The organism is Mesorhizobium sp. GbtcB19 (assembly GCF_019091085.1).
In the GTDB taxonomy this organism is placed as follows: domain Bacteria; phylum Pseudomonadota; class Alphaproteobacteria; order Rhizobiales; family Rhizobiaceae; genus Mesorhizobium.
The window spans coordinates 42,144-58,794 of the sequence record NZ_JAGXJY010000024.1; the positions used below are offsets into that span (position 1 = coordinate 42,144).

The 16,651-nt window shown below is 66.0% G+C and carries 14 protein-coding genes and 1 pseudogene; 7 read left to right on the top strand and 8 right to left on the bottom strand.

Going from position 1 to position 16,651, the window contains the following annotated elements; all coding sequences use genetic code 11:
- Positions 1–9: 9 nt before the first annotated feature.
- Positions 10–732 carry a Crp/Fnr family transcriptional regulator gene (locus KVT37_RS27980; protein WP_308642787.1) on the top strand — a complete coding sequence of 241 codons (723 nt, stop codon included), beginning with the start codon at positions 10–12 and terminating at the stop codon, positions 730–732.
- A gap of 12 nt (positions 733–744) precedes the next feature.
- Here the strand turns inward: KVT37_RS27980 and KVT37_RS27985 are convergent, their stop codons facing one another.
- Genes KVT37_RS27985 through KVT37_RS28000 form a run of 4 tightly spaced genes read right to left on the bottom strand, consistent with a single transcriptional unit; the run spans position 745 to position 4,104 of the window.
- Positions 745–1,188, bottom strand: a complete 444-nt coding sequence (locus tag KVT37_RS27985; RefSeq protein ID WP_254634310.1) for a hemerythrin domain-containing protein — start codon at positions 1,186–1,188, stop codon at positions 745–747.
- A gap of 25 nt (positions 1,189–1,213) precedes the next feature.
- Entirely contained in the window at positions 1,214–1,345 is a 132-nt protein-coding gene (gene cydX, locus KVT37_RS27990) for a cytochrome bd-I oxidase subunit CydX (RefSeq protein ID WP_112096546.1), read from the bottom strand.
- Between the two features lie 20 nt (positions 1,346–1,365).
- On the bottom strand, positions 1,366–2,520 hold the full coding sequence (cydB, locus tag KVT37_RS27995; protein ID WP_217578252.1) for a cytochrome d ubiquinol oxidase subunit II: 1,155 nt from the start codon (positions 2,518–2,520) through the stop codon (positions 1,366–1,368).
- A gap of 12 nt (positions 2,521–2,532) precedes the next feature.
- Complete coding sequence (locus KVT37_RS28000; protein ID WP_217578253.1) at positions 2,533–4,104, bottom strand: cytochrome ubiquinol oxidase subunit I; 1,572 nt, start codon at positions 4,102–4,104, stop codon at positions 2,533–2,535.
- A gap of 100 nt (positions 4,105–4,204) precedes the next feature.
- Between KVT37_RS28000 and KVT37_RS28005 the strand changes: the two genes are divergently transcribed.
- The 3 genes and pseudogenes from KVT37_RS28005 to hemN all read left to right on the top strand — a co-directional run bounded on the left by KVT37_RS28005 (position 4,205) and on the right by hemN (position 8,761).
- A complete protein-coding gene (locus KVT37_RS28005; protein ID WP_217578254.1) occupies positions 4,205–5,821 on the top strand; it encodes an ATP-binding cassette domain-containing protein in 1,617 nt (538 codons plus the stop codon).
- A complete protein-coding gene (locus tag KVT37_RS28010; RefSeq protein ID WP_217578255.1) occupies positions 5,818–7,419 on the top strand; it encodes an ATP-binding cassette domain-containing protein in 1,602 nt (533 codons plus the stop codon). Before KVT37_RS28005 ends, KVT37_RS28010 begins: the two co-directional genes overlap by 4 nt.
- Positions 7,416–8,761, top strand: a pseudogene (gene hemN, locus KVT37_RS28015) (oxygen-independent coproporphyrinogen III oxidase). The gene KVT37_RS28010 and the pseudogene hemN overlap by 4 nt, the downstream one beginning before the upstream one ends.
- Before the next feature lie 33 nt (positions 8,762–8,794).
- On the opposite strand, the gene KVT37_RS28020 reads toward hemN, so the two are convergent.
- The gene (locus KVT37_RS28020) at positions 8,795–10,288 is read right to left on the bottom strand and encodes an ATP-binding protein (protein WP_217578256.1); all 1,494 of its coding nucleotides are present in this window, start codon (positions 10,286–10,288) and stop codon (positions 8,795–8,797) included.
- Between the two features lie 217 nt (positions 10,289–10,505).
- Here KVT37_RS28020 and KVT37_RS28025 point away from each other — a divergent pair, with 217 nt between their 5' ends.
- Positions 10,506–10,778, top strand: coding sequence for a hypothetical protein (locus KVT37_RS28025; RefSeq protein ID WP_217578257.1), 273 nt, complete (start codon positions 10,506–10,508; stop codon positions 10,776–10,778).
- A gap of 66 nt (positions 10,779–10,844) precedes the next feature.
- Here the strand turns inward: KVT37_RS28025 and KVT37_RS28030 are convergent, their stop codons facing one another.
- Positions 10,845–11,327: a hypothetical protein gene (locus KVT37_RS28030; RefSeq protein WP_217578258.1), complete on the bottom strand. Its 483-nt coding sequence runs from the start codon at positions 11,325–11,327 to the stop codon at positions 10,845–10,847.
- A gap of 198 nt (positions 11,328–11,525) precedes the next feature.
- Here KVT37_RS28030 and KVT37_RS28035 point away from each other — a divergent pair, with 198 nt between their 5' ends.
- Positions 11,526–11,891: a RidA family protein gene (locus tag KVT37_RS28035; RefSeq protein WP_112096553.1), complete on the top strand. Its 366-nt coding sequence runs from the start codon at positions 11,526–11,528 to the stop codon at positions 11,889–11,891.
- An 83-nt stretch (positions 11,892–11,974) separates the two neighbouring features.
- On the top strand, positions 11,975–13,198 hold the full coding sequence (locus KVT37_RS28040) for an amidohydrolase/deacetylase family metallohydrolase (protein ID WP_217578259.1): 1,224 nt from the start codon (positions 11,975–11,977) through the stop codon (positions 13,196–13,198).
- Between the two features lie 290 nt (positions 13,199–13,488).
- On the opposite strand, the gene KVT37_RS28045 is transcribed toward KVT37_RS28040, so the two are convergent.
- Both KVT37_RS28045 and KVT37_RS28050 read right to left on the bottom strand, forming a co-directional pair.
- Complete coding sequence (locus KVT37_RS28045) at positions 13,489–15,279, bottom strand: NAD(P)/FAD-dependent oxidoreductase (RefSeq protein ID WP_217578260.1); 1,791 nt, start codon at positions 15,277–15,279, stop codon at positions 13,489–13,491.
- 203 nt (positions 15,280–15,482) lie between these two features.
- Positions 15,483–16,430, bottom strand: a complete 948-nt coding sequence (locus KVT37_RS28050) for a MurR/RpiR family transcriptional regulator (RefSeq protein ID WP_217578261.1) — start codon at positions 16,428–16,430, stop codon at positions 15,483–15,485.
- Positions 16,431–16,651: the final 221 nt, after the last annotated feature.

Here is a 16,651-nt window from a genome sequence, read left to right on the forward strand (position 1 = left end):
TGTTCCATCGTGCGCGAAGACATTCACACGGCAGGCGTCCCGGTGCTCTGCGCCTCATGCGAGGCGCGGCATCGCGGTATATGCGGCGCGCTCAACTCCGAGCAGCTTGCTGCCCTTGCCAGGTCGACGAAACGGCACAAGGCCGAGGCCGGCAAGGAGTTGATGGGCGATTCCAGGAGTGTCGAGCGCTTCTCGAACGTGCTTTCGGGCGTCGTGAAGTTGACCAAGACGCTTTCCGACGGCCGCCAGCAGATCGTCGGCCTGCAATTCGCTCCCGATTTCCTCGGCAGGCCTTTCCAGAGCGAGAGCACGCTCACCGCCGAGGCCGCAACCGACGTCGAATTGTGTTCGTTCCCGCGCCAGGCGCTGGAACGCATGATGAAGGAGCAGCCGAATCTGGAGCACCGCCTGCTCGAACAGAAGCTGCGCGAGCTCGACCAGGCGCGCGACTGGATGGTGGCGCTCGGTCGCAAGACCGCCTCCGAGAAGATCGCGAGCTTTCTTTTGATGATCGTGCATAACATCGATCCGGCCGCCGGACCCGAGCGGCGCCGCGCCGCTTTCGATCTGCCGCTGTCGCGCGCGGAGATCGCGGATTTCCTGGGCCTCACCGTCGAGACGGTAAGCCGGCAGATCACCCGCCTGCGGGGCGAGAACGTCATCCGTATCGAGAACAACCGACACGTCATCGTCGACGATATCGGGCGCCTGGCCGCGCGGGCCGGGGATTGATCGCCGCTCCCTTTATTGATCGCCGAGAACCTCGGGCAGCACATGGTCGTGCTCGAAGGCGATGTGACGGCGCACCGATTCGAAGAAGGCGCGCAGCATGTAACCGAACGCCTCCGGGTTCTCGATCGGCCGGCCGTGGCCATAGGCCAGCAGCGCATCGCTGAGGTCGGCCGCCGCGCTTTCGTCCTCCAGATGCTCGAGCTTCAGCCTCGCAACCGTGTCCTCCTCGCCGGTTCGTCGCGCAAAGGCTGGGAAGACGACCTCTTCCTCGAAGCGGTGGCACTCACGCAGCAACGGCAACAGGTCGGCCGCCACGGCGAGACATTGGAGCCGGTCGACGCGCGACGGCAGATCGTCGGCGATGCCTTCGAGCATGTGGCAGAGCGCGAGCTTCTCTACATGCGCCCGCCTCATATCCGCCGGGCTGTGCAACGGCTCCGATTTTGCGCCCGTCATGATCGCTCCTCCGTCGCGCCCGGCCTCAAGGCGTGGGCAAGGTGACGGTGTCCTCGACGGGTTCTTCGCGGACGGTGCGCAGCTCATACCAGAGCGCATTGAGGATACCGACGGAGGCGGCCAGTCCGAGGCCGAGAATCCAGGAAAAATACCACATGGTCAGAAACTCCGGTTGGATCAGTAGGCCGACGAGCCCGCTTTCTCGATGCTCTTCTCGCCGACCTTGCCCCACAGCACGCTGTAGACCCAGGCGGTATAGGCAAGGATCAGCGGCATGAAGATCACCGTGGCGATCAGCATGTTGCGCAGCGTGGCGCGGCTCGACGAGGCGTCGAAGACCGCCAGCGAATGGCCAGGGTTGCTGCTCGACGGCAACAGGATCGGAAACATGGCAAGCCCCACCGTTGCGATGATCGTCACCACGCCGACCTTCGAGGCAATGAAGGTCCACCCTTCGAGCCGCGCCTGGAAACCGGCTGCGGCGAGCAAAGGTGCCGCGATGCCGAGCGCGGGCACGATCCAGAGCAAGGGGTGAGCGTGGAAATTCGCCAGCCATGCGCCGCCGTCGGCCACCACCGTCTTGACCAGCGGATTGGAGGGCCCGTCCCAGACGATCGGCGACGTCACGCGGTAGCCGCCGAGCAGGCCGAGCCAGACCAGCACGCCGCCGCCGGCAAAGAGCGCCGACGTGACGATTGCCGAGCGGGCGCCGACGGCGCGGGCGCGGTCGGCGACCGTGCCTTCCGCCTTGAAGGTCAGCCAGGCCGCTCCGTGCGTCACCAGCATGGCGAGCGAAACCAGGCCGCAATAGAGTGCCAGCGGGTTGAGCAGCCCGAAGAGCGAGCCCTCATAGATCGGGCGCAGGTCCGGCGTGAAATGGAACGGCACGCCCTGCAACGTGTTGCCGACGGCGACGCCGAAGATGAGCGCCGGCACCGCGCCGCCCACGAACAGCGCCCAGTCCCAACGCGTGCGCCAGGCCGGATCCGGCCGCTTCGACCGGTACTTGAAGCCCACCGGACGCATGATCAGCGCCAACAGCACCAGGAACATGGCGAGGTAGAAGCCGGAAAAGCTCATCGCATAGAGCGCCGGCCATGCGGCGAAGATGGCGCCGCCGCCGAGGATGAACCAAACCTGGTTGCCTTCCCAGACCGGGCCGATGGTGTTGATCGCCACGCGCCGCTCGGCATCTGTCTTGGCGACGAAGGGCAGCAGCGCGCCGACGCCCATGTCGAACCCGTCGGTCGCGGCGAAGCCGATCAGCAGCACACCGAGCAGGATCCACCAGATCACGCGCAGCGTTTCATAGTCGAAGAGAAATTCGATCATCGTCGTGATCCTTCATTCTGCCGGTTGCATTGCGGGGTCGGCGCTCGGGCGCAGGTCATCGATGACCTTCGCCACCTCCGGCCCCTTGCGGATGGCGGCCAGCATCAGCCTGACCTCGATGACGGCGAGCACGCCATAGACGAGCGTGAAGCCGGCGATGGTGAGCAGAAGGTCGCTGACACCGAGCTCCGAGGTGGCGAGGAAGGTCGGCAGCACGCCGTCGATGATCCAGGGCTGGCGGCCGAACTCGGCTACGAACCAGCCGACTTCGATGGCGATCCAGGGCAGCGGCATGGCGATGAGCGCGGCGCGAAACAGCCAACGCGGCGCTTCGGTCTCCCGCGTCGTATGCCAAAGCGATACCGCGAACAGCGCCAGCAGCGTGAAGCCGCACGCCACCATCAGGCGAAAGCCGAAGAAGAGCAGCGGCACGTAAGGCACCGTCGACCAGGCGGCGTCCTTGATCTGCTGCTCGCTCGCCTGCCTCGGATCGGGCAGATACCGCTTGAGCAGCAGCGCGTAGCCGAGATCCTTCGAGCTGGCATCGAACACCGCGCGGGCGGCGGTGTCGCCGCGGTCCGCCTTGATCTTCTCCAGCGCGTCATAGGCGACGATGCCGTTGCGGATGCGGGCTTCGGCATGGGCGACAAGCTCGTCGATACCGGCGATCTGCCTGTCGAAAGAGCGCGTGCCGATAATGCCCATCACCCATGGAATGTGGATGGCGAAATGCGTCTGGCGATCGCTGTGGCTCGGGATGCCGAACGCCGTAAACGAGGCCGGCGCCGGCTCGGTTTCCCACATGGCTTCGATGGCTGCGAGCTTCATTTTCTGGTTGTCGGTCAGCGCGTAGCCGCTCTCGTCGCCGAGCACGATCACCGACAACGCCGATGCCACGCCGAAGGCCGAGGCGATCACGAACGAGCGCTTGGCAAGCTCGACATGACGTCCCCTGAGCAGATACCAGGCTGATACGCCGAGCACGAAGGTGGCGGCGCAGACATAGCCGGCCGAAACGGTGTGGACGAACTTCGCCTGCGCCACCGGGTTGAAGATCACCGCCATGAAGTCCGTGACTTCCATGCGCATCGTGTCCGGGTTGAAGGCCGAGCCGACCGGGTTCTGCATCCAGCCATTGGCGATCAGGATCCAGAGCGCGGAAAAATTGGTGCCGAGCGCCATCAGCCAGGTCACGATCATATGCGCGCGCGGCGACAGCCGATCCCAGCCGAAGAAGAACAGCCCGACGAAAGTGGCTTCCAGAAAGAAGGCCATCAGCCCCTCGATGGCCAGAGGCGCGCCGAACACGTCGCCGACATAGTGCGAGTAATAGGCCCAGTTCATTCCGAACTGGAATTCCATGGTGATGCCGGTGGCGACGCCGAGGGCGAAATTGATGCCGAACAGCACGCCCCAGAATTTCGTCATGTCGCGCCAGATGGTGCGGCGGGTCATGACATAGACGGTCTCCATCATGGCGATCAGGATGGAGAGGCCGAGGGTCAAAGGCACAAACAGGAAATGATAGAGGGCCGTCAGCGCGAACTGCAGCCGCGACAGATCGACGAGTAGAAAGTCGGACATGGGAGCATCCTTTCTGGATACCGTCTCATAGCGCCGGACGAACGCCGGCGACTTGATCTGGATCAATTCCTTTCCTCTCCGCGCATGCGAAAACCTGCGCATGAGACCGCCAGCCGCTTCCGCCTCAGCCCACGACCCGGCCGCCTCGGCGCCGGACGCTTTCCAGGCACTCGCCACCGCCCAGCGTCTGGCAAAACGCGGGTTGCGCCGCTTGCTCTGCCTGCAAGTCGCCCGCACGGCGCTGCGGCTGGGTTTTGCCGCGACGGCAGCCATGGCGGTGGGCCGGCTCGTCATGGGCGAGCCTGTCGCCTCCTGGCTTGTCCCGCTCATGATCGTTTTTCTCTTGGCTGCCTGCGTCGCCGGATTTGCCGCCGACGGGGCGCAAGCCTCCGCGGAGACTGCCGTGTCGATCGGTCTGCGCGAGCTGGCGGGCAAGCGGCTGGACGAGATGCCGGCTCGCCGGCTGCAGTCGCTCTCGGTCGGCAGCGTGATCGTATCGATGCAGCGCCACCCCGAAGCGGTCGCCGCCCTCGTCGTCGGCCACCGCGCGGCAAGCACCATGATGGCGGCCGGGCCGCTGCTGGCGGCGGCGGCACTTTTCCTCGTCTCCTGGCAGGCAGCCCTGCTGGTCATCTGCCTGACGCCGGTAATGATCCTGTTCTTCGCGCTGATCGGCGATGCCATCCGCCGGCGCGCCGATGCGCAGGAACGCGCCTTCGGCCGGCTGGCCGGCCAATTCGCCGACCGCATCCGCACCTTGCCGACGATCCTCGCCAACCATGCCACGAGCAGCGAAGAGGCAAAGCTGGCGCGGCGCCTCGAAGCCTACGCGGACAACACGATGGGCGTGCTGCGCATCGCCTTCGCCAATGCCGGCATCATCGACTTCTTCGCCTCGCTCTCGATCGCCATCCTTGCCGTCTTCCTCGGCCTCGGCCACCTCAAGCTCGCGATGATCCCCGGCTTCTCCAATCTCGAGCTCTGGCAGAGCCTGTTCATCCTGATGACCGCGCCGGAATATTTCGCGCCGTTCCGGCGCTTCTCGGAGCAGTATCACGCCAAGGCGGAAGGGTTGGCAGCGGCCGACGCGCTCGACCGGCTGCTCGACGCCGAGCCGCTCAGGGCAAAGGTCTTGCCGGTGCTCGACCGGCTGTCCGTCACGCTGCCTCCGCATGGTCTTGTCGCCATCATCGGGCCTAGCGGCTCAGGCAAATCGACTTTGCTGCGCCGTCTTGCCGGTCTCGAGCCGGGGAGAAAACCGGGACTGGGTCCCCATCGGTTAGCCGCTGAAGACATCGCCTGGGTTTCGACGGACGCTTACGTGCCCGAAGGAACGCTGGCCGAGGCCATTTCATGGAACGCTGGCGCGGTGGACCGGACCCGGCTGGAAGATGCCGCCAGCGCGATCGGGCTACTCGACGACGCGCTGCTGCCAGACGGCCTCGATGCCAGACTGGACAAGGGCGGCGCCAATCTTTCAGGCGGCCAGCGGCTCCGCATCGCTGTCGCCCGCGCGCAGCTTTCAGGAGGAACCGTGCTGGCCGACGAGCCGACGGCCAAGCTCGACCACGAGACGGCCGAGGCGGTGCGGCGCATGCTGCTTGAGATGTCAAGGACGCGGCTGGTCGTTGTGGCGACACATGACCGCAATCTGGCTGCCGCCGCCCACCTGACTGTCGATCTCACCAACAGCGATGCCGTCGAGGTGGCGGCATGAGCACGGCTGTTCAATCATCGAGCCGAAAATCATGGCGGCTGGCGACGGGCTTCGCCTTCGTCGCGCTGGGCTGCGCCATATTGCTGGGCGGCGTTTCCGCCTGGCTGCTCGGGTCGGTGGCGATCGCCGGCCTGTCCGCCGCCGCCTTCACCTTCAATTTCCACATCCCGGCGGCGCTGATCCGGCTGTTCGCGGTCGGCCGCACCGCCGCCCGCTATGGCGAGCGCCTGGCCGGCCACAAGGCGGCGCTCGCCGATCAGGTCGCGCGTCGCGCCGAACTCTTCGCCGCCATGGCGGCGGCGCCGGCGGTGCGCCAGGCGGGATGGCAGCTCGGCGACGATTCACGTCTCGCCGACTATCTCGACGACGTCGAGGACCTCGACTACGCCAGGCTGCGCGCCGGCCTGCCGGCGCTGACGCTCGGATGCGGCCTCGCGGTCCTGATCGCAGGCTCGGCGGTGCTGGCGCCTTTATCCCTTCTGCCGATCACCCTCTTGCTGCTTGCCATCCTGTTCGCGGGGAACCGGGTGGCCGAGGCTGGCGCCATGGCGTGGGGTGAGACCAGGTCGCTGCGTCGCGGGGGCGCGAGCCGGCTTGGCGCGGCCATGGCGTCAGCCGTGCCTTTGAAGGCGGAGGGCGCCTGGAACCGTGAATGCGCAGAAGCCCTTGCCGCGCTCTCCCGCGCCGATGGCGCGCAGCTTGCGCTTCGCCGGCTGCAGGCCATGCCGGACATGATCGGCGCGGCCTTCGGACCGATCGCCGGCGTCAGCGTGACGGCGGCTGCCTGGCATGCCGGCAGGCAAGGTACCGAGCTTCTCGCGCCCATGCTGCTCGCCTTCTCCTGGCTGGCACTGGGCGAAGCCATGAATGGCGCATCGCGCATGCTGGTTGCCGTGCTTCGCCGCAACGCGGCGCGGACCGAGATCGGCCAATGGACGCGCGTCGCCGTCGCGGCCGACAGGCGCGAACCCGCACCGGACGACATCGCTCCCGGCCTGCTGCGCCACGGCGCGCTGCAGCGCCGCGCGCCCGACGGCCGGGCAATCGGAACACCTACCGCCCTGCTCCTCGCGAAAGGCCATCCGACGGTGCTCGTCGGGGCGAGCGGCTTGGGCAAGACCAGCCTGCTCAAGCAGATCGCCGGCTGGATCGGCGACGACGCCTTTGCCGCCGGCGGCCGCATCCTGTCGGTCGGCGAACGGCGCGCGCTGGCGTCGCTCGTGCTGCACGATGCGGTCATCCTCGAAGACACCGTCCGCGCCAATCTCTTCGCCGGCGATGCCCCGGACGCGGCGCTCTGGCGCGCGCTGGAAGCCGTCGAGATGGGCGGTCGTATCCGCGAGGCCGGCGGGCTGGACGCCTGGATCAGGCAGGACCGGTTCTCGCTTGGCGAGGTGCAGCGCATCAACCTCGCCCGCGCGTGGCTGTCATCCCTGCCGCTTGTCCTGCTCGACGAGCCGACCGAGCATCTCGACGAAGAACAAGGCCAGCGCATCCTCGAACGTCTGATGGCGCATCTCGGCGACAGGATCGTCGTCATCTCCACCCACCGCGCGTCGTCGCTTCGCGGCGCCCGCACCATCGAGTTGCAGCCATGAATGCCGTGCCCAGTCACAGGCTGATCGAAGCCAACGTGCCGCGCTACACCAGCTACCCCACCGCGCCGCATTTCCATGCCGGCGTCGATGCCGCCACGGTCGCCGGCTGGCTCGACTCGGTTGGCGAAGACGAAGCCGTCTCGCTCTATATCCATGTCCCCTACTGCGACCGGCTGTGCTGGTTCTGCGCCTGCAACACCAGGCAGACGCTGCGATATGAACCAGTGGCGGCGTATCTCGTTGCGCTCTACCGGGAGATGGAGCTTGTCGGCGGCCGCATCGGCAAACGGGCAAGCATCGTGGCGATCCATCTCGGCGGCGGTTCGCCGACGATGCTTCGACCCGACGACCTGCGGATCTTGCGTGAACTGCTGGAGGCGAACTTCACACTGGCGCCGGATGTCGGCCTCAGCGTCGAGATCGATCCCAACGACATGGACGAGGCGCGGCTCGACGCGCTGGCGGCGATCGGGCTCACCCGCGCCAGCCTCGGCATCCAGGACTTCGATCCGCGCGTCCAGAAGGCGATCAACCGCGAGCAGAGTTTTGAGATGACCGCCCGGGTGCTGGAAGGGCTGCGGGCACGCGGCGTCGGGTCGGTCAATCTCGACCTGCTCTACGGCCTGCCTTTCCAGACGGCGGAGACGCTGGGCGCAACGATCGAGCAGGCGCTGTCGCTGCGCCCCGAACGCCTTGCGCTGTTCGGCTATGCGCATGTGCCGTGGTTCAAGAAGCACCAGACGATGATCGACGAGCAGGCATTGCCCGATCTTGCGGCGCGCCTCGAGCAGGCGGTGGCCGCCGCAGGCTTGATCCGCTCCGCCGGCTATCGGCCGGTCGGCATCGATCATTCGCCTTGCCGGACGACGGTCTCGCGATGGCCGCTAGGGACGGCCGCCTCAGGCGGAACTTCCAGGGCTACACCGACGACCCGTGCGAGACATTGATCGGTCTCGGCCCGTCCTCCATCAGCCGCTTTCGCCAGGGCTATGCGCAGAACACGCCCTCGACGGGCGGCTATCGCAGGATGGTCGAGGCATCCGGCCTCGCCACGATGCGTGGGCGCGCCCTCACCGAGCAAGACCGGGCACGCGGCTGGGTGATCGAGCGCCTGATGTGCGACTTTTCCTTCCCGGTGATGGAGATGCGCTCAAGGTTCGGCGCAACAGCCGATGCGGTCCTGCGGGAGGCGGCGCTGCTGACCCAGCGATCGCCGCATTTCAGCCGGATAGGCGATCGTTTCGTCATCGGCGAGGACGGGCATCTCCTGGCCAGGACGATCGCCTCGCATTTCGACGCTTACCTGGCTTCGGGCGGCGCTCGCCATTCAAGCGCGATCTGAAGCTCAATCGCTCAAAGTCGAGGCTCCTGCGCGTCACGCCGCCGAGCTGTCCTGCTCCGTGGCATTCGGGTCGCCAGGTGCCGTCGCCCAGGCGAGTTCGACCAGCGTCACTGTGCGCCGGCCGGTGCCGTCGACCTGGCAGACGATGAGGCCCTGCTCCTCGATATAGTCGAGCAGCCGCCGCGCGCGGCGCAGCGAATGCGAGCCGTAGGCGCGCGCGATCGCCGCGTCGCTTGGGCAGGGCCAGCCTTCCTTGGCCGCCCGGGCGATCATCATGAACACGCCCTGCATGTCCTCCGGCAGCAGCGAGGCACGCACGGACACGTCGCGCCAGGCGTCGTCCTCGGCCATGTCGGAGCCGACGCCGGCGCGGGCGCGCGTCAGCATGCGGCGGAATTCCGAGAGATCGGGCACGGTCGAAGCAAGCCCTTCGATGCGGCAGCGGACCACGAACTCCTGGTAGAGCACGCCGATGACGCGGAACCCGGCATCCGGCTCGGCCAGGATGGCGCGTAGGATGCGGTCCATGCGCTCGCGGCGCTCTGCCAGGTCCTCGGCGCTGGGCTGCGGCTCCGCCGGCTCAGGGCGGATGTCCAGCGGCGCGGCCTTGGCCGCCATCAGTTGATCGAGCAGATCCGGCGAAGGCCGGCGTTGCGGCCTGACCGTCTCCGGCGGCGGCGCCGCCAGGATGACCGCGCGGGCATCCTCGAGTGCCGCCCCAGGCATCGGCATTAGCCGCGGCGTACCGTTGCGCGGGCTGGTTTCGGTCTGGCCGATGCGCACGCCGAGCGGACGGCGCGACAAGGCAGGGCCGAGCGCCATGAAATGCCCGCGCTCCAGGTCGCGAAACGCCTCGGCCTGTCGCCGTTCCATGCCGAGCAGATCGGCCGCGCGCGCCATGTCGATGTCGAGGAAGGTGCGGCCCATCAGGAAATTGGAAGCCTCCGCCGCGACGTTCTTGGCGAGCTTCGCCAATCGCTGCGTGGCGATGATGCCGGCAAGCCCGCGCTTGCGGCCGCGGCACATCAGATTGGTCATCGCGCCCAGCGAAAGTTTTCGCGCTTCGTCCGACACTTCTCCAGCAGCTGCTGGCGCGAAAAGCTGCGCTTCGTCTACGATCACCAGCATCGGATACCAATGGTCGCGCGCGACCTCGAACAGCCCGCCCAGGAAAGCCGCGGCACGCCGCATCTGGTTCTCGGCGTCGAGCCCTTCGAGGTTGAGCACCGTCGAGACGCGGTGGATGCGCGCACGCTCGCCCGCGGCCTGCAGGCCGCGCTCGGTATGCTCCTCGGCATCGATCACCAGATGTCCGAAGCGTTCGCCGAGCGACACGAAGTCGCCTTCCGGGTCGATGATGGTCTGCTGCACCCACGGCGCGCTCTGTTCGAGCAGCCGGCGCAGCAGATGCGACTTGCCGGAGCCCGAATTGCCCTGCACCAGCAGGCGGGTCGCCAGCAATTCCTCAAGGTCGAGGGCCGCCGGCGCGCCTGCGCTCGTCTGCCCCATCTCGATTGCAACGGTCATGTCTCGACTCGGATCGTCTCCCTGCGCCGGATCGGGTTATCAATCCGTGCGCAAGGCGTCGAGCACGCCACGGCCATTTGCCGGGTGTTCCACAGCTACTCGCCCCTTTGGCGGGAGCCTGTCGCCAGTCCTTCTGGTCGGACCACCATTTCGCTGGCGCCGGTTGGCCATTGGCGTATCATCATCGCGGGACAGGGTTCATGGCAGGAGGAGGCCGATGGACGTCGCTGCCGAAGTGCCCGTTGCCGAGTTGACGGTGCAAGACCTTGTTGCGTCTGCCCTTTCCAAGTTTCGCGCCGGCGATACGGTCTCGACGCGCGCCATGCTCGATGCCATCCGCCGTTCCGGTCCAGCCTGCGACGACAGCGACGATCATCTCGTCGAACTGATCGTCATGGCGGCAATTGGTAAGACCATGGGCGTCGTCTTCGACCACCGCTCGCCGGACGAGCGGCTGCCGCTTTCCGAAGGTATTTCCCTGCGGGCCTAGAAGTCGCCAAGCCCTAAATCCGTTGAGATTCGGGTCAGGCCGGCCTCACCCGAATATCGGCACGCCTTAGCCGAGCGGATGCGGCATGTAACCTACAAAGCCGGCGATCTTCCAGCGGCCGCCGACTTTGCGGCAGAAATAGAGCGTCTGCCATTTGAGCCGGTCGACGCTGCCGTCGGCCTTGGCGATCGAGCCGTCGAACTTCTTGTGCAGCACCGCACGATCGCCATCGACGTCGATGTCGCGCATGTTGGTGACGCGGAAAATCGCCTCGCGCAGCGGCTCGGCGAATTCCGTCGCGGCTGTCTCCTTGGCCTGGCGCAGCCATTCGTCGCGATAGACGTCCAGCCTGGGAAACTGCAGCCGCCAGGCATCGGCATTGGACAGGAAATGCGCATGCATGCCGAAGAAGCTCTCGGCGATGAAATCGTCCTCGACCATCGACCAATCCTGTCCGAGGAAGGCATCGATGTCGCGCCGCACCAGCATTTCCCACAGCGCGTGGCGATCGGCATCGCCTTCCGGGAAGGGATTCTTGTCGAAGGTCATGTTCGTTCTCTCCTGGATCGATGCCGGCGATCGAGCGCGCGCACCATGCTGAGCTTCCTGTAACAAAGCAACATCAATTCTGAAATTCTGTTGCTTTCCAACAAGCCCTCTATGAGGATTGCGCCGAGAGGCGTAGAGGGGCACGACAAATCCGGACCGCGAAGCGGTGATCCTCAATTTCCGATCAGGAGGCCTTTCTTGCCCAAGCAGTGTTTTGGAACCTCGCATGTCCCGCTTTCGCCTGCCGTACGCGCCGGTGATTTCGTCTATGTCTCGGGCCAGGTGCCCGTGGGCAGCGACGGGCTCGTCGTAAAGGGCGGCATCGCCGATCAGGCCGAACAGGTGCTGCAGAACATCAAGGCGGCGCTGGCGCTTGCCGGCTGCACCATGGATGATGTGGTCAAGACCACCGTCTGGCTGGAGGACGCGCGCGATTTCGGCACCTTCAATGCCGTCTATGCGAAGCATTTCCCAAAAGATCCGCCGGCGCGCACCACGGTCGAGTCGCGCCTGATGATCGACATCAAGATCGAGATCGAAGCAGTCGCCTACCGGCCGGTCTGATCGCCTGGAGCAATTCCAGGAAAAGTGCGTAGCGGTTTTCCGTCCGGAATTGCGTGAAACAAACACACAACGGGGAGGCACCGATGCAGTTCGATCTTTTGATCAAGGGCGGGCGCGTCATCGACCCCGCGTCGGGCCTGGACGCGCAGCGTGATGTTGCCATTGCCGAAGGCCGTATCGCTGCGATCGACGCGGCGATCGATGCCGAGGCCGCGGGTGAAGTCGTCGATGCGCGGGACTGCATCGTCACGCCCGGCCTTATCGACCTGCACAGCCATGTCTATTGGGGCGGCACCTCGCTCGGCGTCGACGCCGACCGGCTCGCCGCCAAGAGCGGCACCACCACCTTCATCGACGCCGGCAGCGCCGGCGCCGGCAATTTTCTCGGCTTCCGTCGCCACGTCATCGAGCGCTCGACGGTCCGCATCCTCGCTTACGTCAACATCTCCTTTGCCGGCATTTTCGGCTTCGCGAACACGGTGTCGGTCGGCGAGTGCGGCGATCTCAGGCTCTGCGAGCCGCGCGAGACGGTGGCCGCGGTGCGCGAGCACGCCGATGTGGTGGTCGGCGTCAAGGTGCGCTCCGGCAAGCATGCCGGCGGCACCAGCGGCATCGCCCCGGTCGACCTCGCGCTCGAAGCCGCCGACAAGGCCGGCCTGCCGCTGATGGCGCATATCGACGAGCCGCCGCCGGGACGCTCGGAAGTGCTGCCGAGGCTCCGCCGCGGCGACATCCTCACCCATTGCTTCCGCCCGTTTCCCAACGCTCCGGTCTTCGCCTCCGGCGCGGTGCGGCCAGACATGCGCCTCGCCCGCGAGCGCGGCGTCATCTTCGACATCGGCCACGGCATGGGCTCTTTCGACTTCGAGGTGGCGAAGGCGGTGCTGGCCGAGGGCCTGGCGCCCGACGTCATTTCCAGCGACGTGCATCTCTACTGCGTCGACGGCCCCGCCTTCGATATATTGGTCTGCATGTCGAAGCTGATGGCGCTCGGCATGCCGCTGGTCGAGGTGCTGCGTGCCGCGACCGTGAACCCAGCGCGGGCGATTGCCCGGCCCGAGCTCGGCGCGCTGAAGGTCGGCGGCATCGGCGATGTCGCGGTGCTGAGGCAGCAACCTGGCCGCTTCACCTTCGTCGACGCTGTCGGGGCGTCCTTGGTTTCGGATCGACGGCTGGTCTCCAACGGCATCGTCATCGGCGGCAAATGGTGGCCGAACGACGCGCCCGACCACAACGAGACCGAGCGCTTCGAGCCGCATGCGGGTCATACGCATGTGGATGTGGTGGCCAGGCATCTTGGAAAGTGATTGGCCAATCTCCCCCCTCGTGGGGGAGATGCCCGGCAGGGCAGAGGGGGGCGCGAAGGAACGCAGCGCCTGCAGGATCAGGTTCCTCGCCCCACGAAGTGGGGAGAGGTGGCTCGGCGAAAGCCGAGACGGAGAGGGGAGCGCCCTACGAAGGCCCCCTCTCCGTCCGCTTCGCGGACACCTCTCCCCCGCCTCTGGCGGGGGCGAGGAACCTTAGTTGGAGACGTCGGCGGGACAGCGCCCCCTCTGGCCTGCCGGCCATCTCCCCCACAAGGGGGGAGATCGCAGCTTCAACGCCTTGCGTTGCTCGGCTCGCCATAAACCGGCGTCGCTATTCCCTCCATCCGCGCCTTGAGCTGCAGCGCCACATATTTCGAATAAAACCGCGACAGCGCCAGATTGCCGCCGTGGAACCACAGCGCTTCCTGCGCCGTCGGCTTCCACATGTTGCGCAACTCACCCTGCCACGGTCCGGGATCGCCCTTGACGCCGGAGCCGAGGCCCCAGCACGGGCCGACCTTGTCGGCGACCTCGCGCGAGACGATCCCCGCCACCGTCTCGTTCATCGACTGGTAGCCGGTGCAGCAGACGATCGCATCGACGGCTAGTTCGCTGCCGTCCTCGAACAGGATGCCGCTCGGCGTCAGCGACTTGATGCCGACGCCGCTCTTCACCTTGATCTCGCCGTTCAGGATCAACTCGCAGGCGCCGACATCGATGTAGTAGCCCGAGCCGGTGCGGTAGGCCTTCATCAACAGCCCTGTCTCGTCGTCGCCGAAGTCGATGGCGAAGCCACTGTCGCTGAGGCGCTTGTAGAAATCCGCATCGCGCGCCCTGATCACGTCGTAGACCGCTCGCTGGCCCTTCGGCACCAAGGCGAAGGGTGTCGAGGCGACGATCATGTCGGCCTTGTCGGTGGTGATGCCGCGCCCCAGCGCCTTCTCCGAAAAGATCTCGAAGCCGACCTCCATCAGCGTGTCGGACTTCACCACGGTCGTCGGTGAGCGCTGCACCATGGTCACATTGGCGCCTGCTTCCCACAGATCGACACTGACATCGTGGCCTGAGCTTGCAGCACCGATCACGGCGACGCGTTTGCCGCGGAATTTCTCGCCGGTGGCATACTGGCTGGAATGCAAAAGCTCGCCCTTGAAGCTGCCCGCGCCCGGCAACTCGATCTGCCGCGGCGGCCCGTAAGCGCCGGTGGCGAAGACGATATGCTTCGGCTTCAGCGTGATGCGCTGGCCGACGCGGTCGACCACCACGGTCCAGACTTTTTCGGCTTCGTCATAGGCGGCGCTGATGCATTTGGTGGCGACCCAATAGTTCAGCTCCATGACGCGCGTATACATTTCCAGCCAGTCGCCCATCTTGTCCTTGGGCGTGAAGACCGGCCAGTTTTCCGGGAACGGAACATAGGGCAGATGGTCGTACCAGACCGGATCGTGCAGCACGAGCGAGCGATAGCGGTTGCGCCAGGAATCGCCGGCGCGCGCATTCTTCTCGATGACGAGAGTCGGCACGCCGAGCTGCCGCAGCCGGGCGCCCAGCATGATGCCGCCTTGCCCGCCGCCGATCACCAGGCAATAGGGTTGCTCGTGCACGCCGAGATCGCGCGCCTCACGCGCCCGTGCTTCCGCCCAGGTCTCGCGCTTGGGGTCTGCCTTGTGGCGGATGCCGAGCGGACGGGCCAGGCCCTTCTGCTCCTCGAAGCCCTTGAGCTCGCTCATCGCCGTGAACAGCGTGCGGCAGCGGCCGTCCTTGAGCCGCAGGATGCCCTCGCCCCGCGCCACTGCCGTCTCGAAGCCGAACCAGGCTTCGACGATGCCGTCATCGACGCTTGGCTCCCCGGAGAGCCGCCAATGCGACGGCTGCGCCGAGGACAGCGTCGCCCGCAGCATCTCACGGATCGCGCCCTGTCCCTCCATGGTCTTGATGTTCCAGGTGAAGGTCAAAAGATCGCGCCAGTAGCAGTCCTCGACGAAAAGGCCGGTCGCCGCCTCGACGTCGCCGGCCTCGAGCGCCCGGCTGAATGAGCCGAGCCAGGTTGCCGCCTGTTGCGATGGTGCGATGTCGAGCATTCTTTGTCGTTCCCTTCAGTTCGAATTCTTTATCGAAGCCGGCGGCGGCGCCTTCCCCTTCTCCCCTTGTGGGAGAAGGTGTCGCCGAGACGGATGAGGGGTGCTCCAGGGAACGCCAACGTTTCACTCCGCTGGAACACCCCTCATCCGTCTCGGCGCTGTCGCGCCGATCTACCTTCTCCACAAGGGGAGAAGGGACTCTGCTAATCCCCGAGCGGCTCCATCTCCTTGCCTGTCCGGTGGATCTGCGCGTTGTATTTGATCCGGCGCACGGTCTCGCGCGCCGGGCCGTCAATCCTGTAAGCGGTCGCCACAGCAAGAAGATCGATGGCCGCAAGGAAGGCGTAACGCGACGCGGTCGGCTTCAGCGTGTCGGGATATTCAGGCACGGCAACCGTCAGCCGCACGTCGCAGACCCGTGTCAGCTCTGTATCCGGAGCCGTCACGCAGATCGCGTTGGCGCGGTAGTGCTTGGCGAGCTCCACCGCCTCGATCACCTCACGCGTGCGGCCGGTCGCCGAGATCGCGATCACCAGGTCGCCGGGCTTCAGCGTCGAGGCCGTCATGCGCATCAGATAAGGATCGCATTGCGCGCTGATGGTGATGCCGTAGCGAAACAGGCGGTATTGCGTCTCCTGCGCCAGCGCCGACGAGCTGCCGCCGAGGCCGAACACCGTCACTTGCCGCGCCTTGGCGATCAGCTCCGCCGCTTTCTGCAACTGCCCCGGATCGATCTGCCGCTCCGCCTCCTGCAGCGCCCGCCGCGCTTCGCCGAACACGGCGTTCCAGAACGGCATGCCGCTGTCGCTGTTCGTGGGTTGCGGCTTGGTGGCGAGATAGAGCGCGCCGACGACCAGGCTCTGCGCCAGCTTCAGCTTGAAGTCGCGCACGCCGTCGCAGCCGATGGCACGGCAGAAGCGGGTCACCGTCGGCTCGCTGACCCCGGCGCGCTGGGCAAGCGCGGCGTTGGACGCATCGACCGCATATTTGACGTCGTCGAGCACGACATCGGCGACGCGGCGCTCGGCCGGCCGCAGTTCTGCATAGCTGTCCTTCACCTGCGAGATGATATCGGGAATGCGCCTGACATGGTCATGCCGGTCGCCGTCCTCTTCCGTCGTTCGCAGCACCTGGTTGTCAGCTTCGGTCATTGGCCAGTCCTCCCCAGCCCGCTTCTGGAGCCATCATCTTCGCGATTATCCGCCCGCTGGCCATAGGCAATCAACCGGTCCGAGTATGTAGGAAAGTAACAGACATCGCAAGCGAACAAAACACTGGAGAATCATGCCTTTAGATAACAAAATATTTGAGCCGAATTGCTCCCATGCTTCACCCTTTTTGCTCGGCAAAGTAGGATAGTTACAGATCGATT

Bases quoted from the DNA above. Each gene is read 5' to 3' on its own strand.
- KVT37_RS27985 (WP_254634310.1), bottom strand. From the start codon at position 1,188: ATGACGGGCGCAAAATCGGAGCCGTTGCACAGCCCGGCGGATATGAGG.
- KVT37_RS28050 (WP_217578261.1), bottom strand. From the start codon at position 16,430: ATGACCGAAGCTGACAACCAGGTGCTGCGAACGACGGAAGAGGACGGC.
- KVT37_RS28000 (WP_217578253.1), bottom strand. From the start codon at position 4,104: ATGTCCGACTTTCTACTCGTCGATCTGTCGCGGCTGCAGTTCGCGCTG.
- KVT37_RS28020 (WP_217578256.1), bottom strand. From the start codon at position 10,288: ATGACCGTTGCAATCGAGATGGGGCAGACGAGCGCAGGCGCGCCGGCG.
- cydB (WP_217578252.1), bottom strand. From the start codon at position 2,520: ATGATCGAATTTCTCTTCGACTATGAAACGCTGCGCGTGATCTGGTGG.
- KVT37_RS28025 (WP_217578257.1), top strand. From the start codon at position 10,506: ATGGACGTCGCTGCCGAAGTGCCCGTTGCCGAGTTGACGGTGCAAGAC.
- cydX (WP_112096546.1), bottom strand. From the start codon at position 1,345: ATGTGGTATTTTTCCTGGATTCTCGGCCTCGGACTGGCCGCCTCCGTC.
- KVT37_RS28005 (WP_217578254.1), top strand. From the start codon at position 4,205: ATGAGACCGCCAGCCGCTTCCGCCTCAGCCCACGACCCGGCCGCCTCG.
- KVT37_RS28030 (WP_217578258.1), bottom strand. From the start codon at position 11,327: ATGACCTTCGACAAGAATCCCTTCCCGGAAGGCGATGCCGATCGCCAC.
- KVT37_RS28010 (WP_217578255.1), top strand. From the start codon at position 5,818: ATGAGCACGGCTGTTCAATCATCGAGCCGAAAATCATGGCGGCTGGCG.
- KVT37_RS28040 (WP_217578259.1), top strand. From the start codon at position 11,975: ATGCAGTTCGATCTTTTGATCAAGGGCGGGCGCGTCATCGACCCCGCG.
- KVT37_RS28045 (WP_217578260.1), bottom strand. From the start codon at position 15,279: ATGCTCGACATCGCACCATCGCAACAGGCGGCAACCTGGCTCGGCTCA.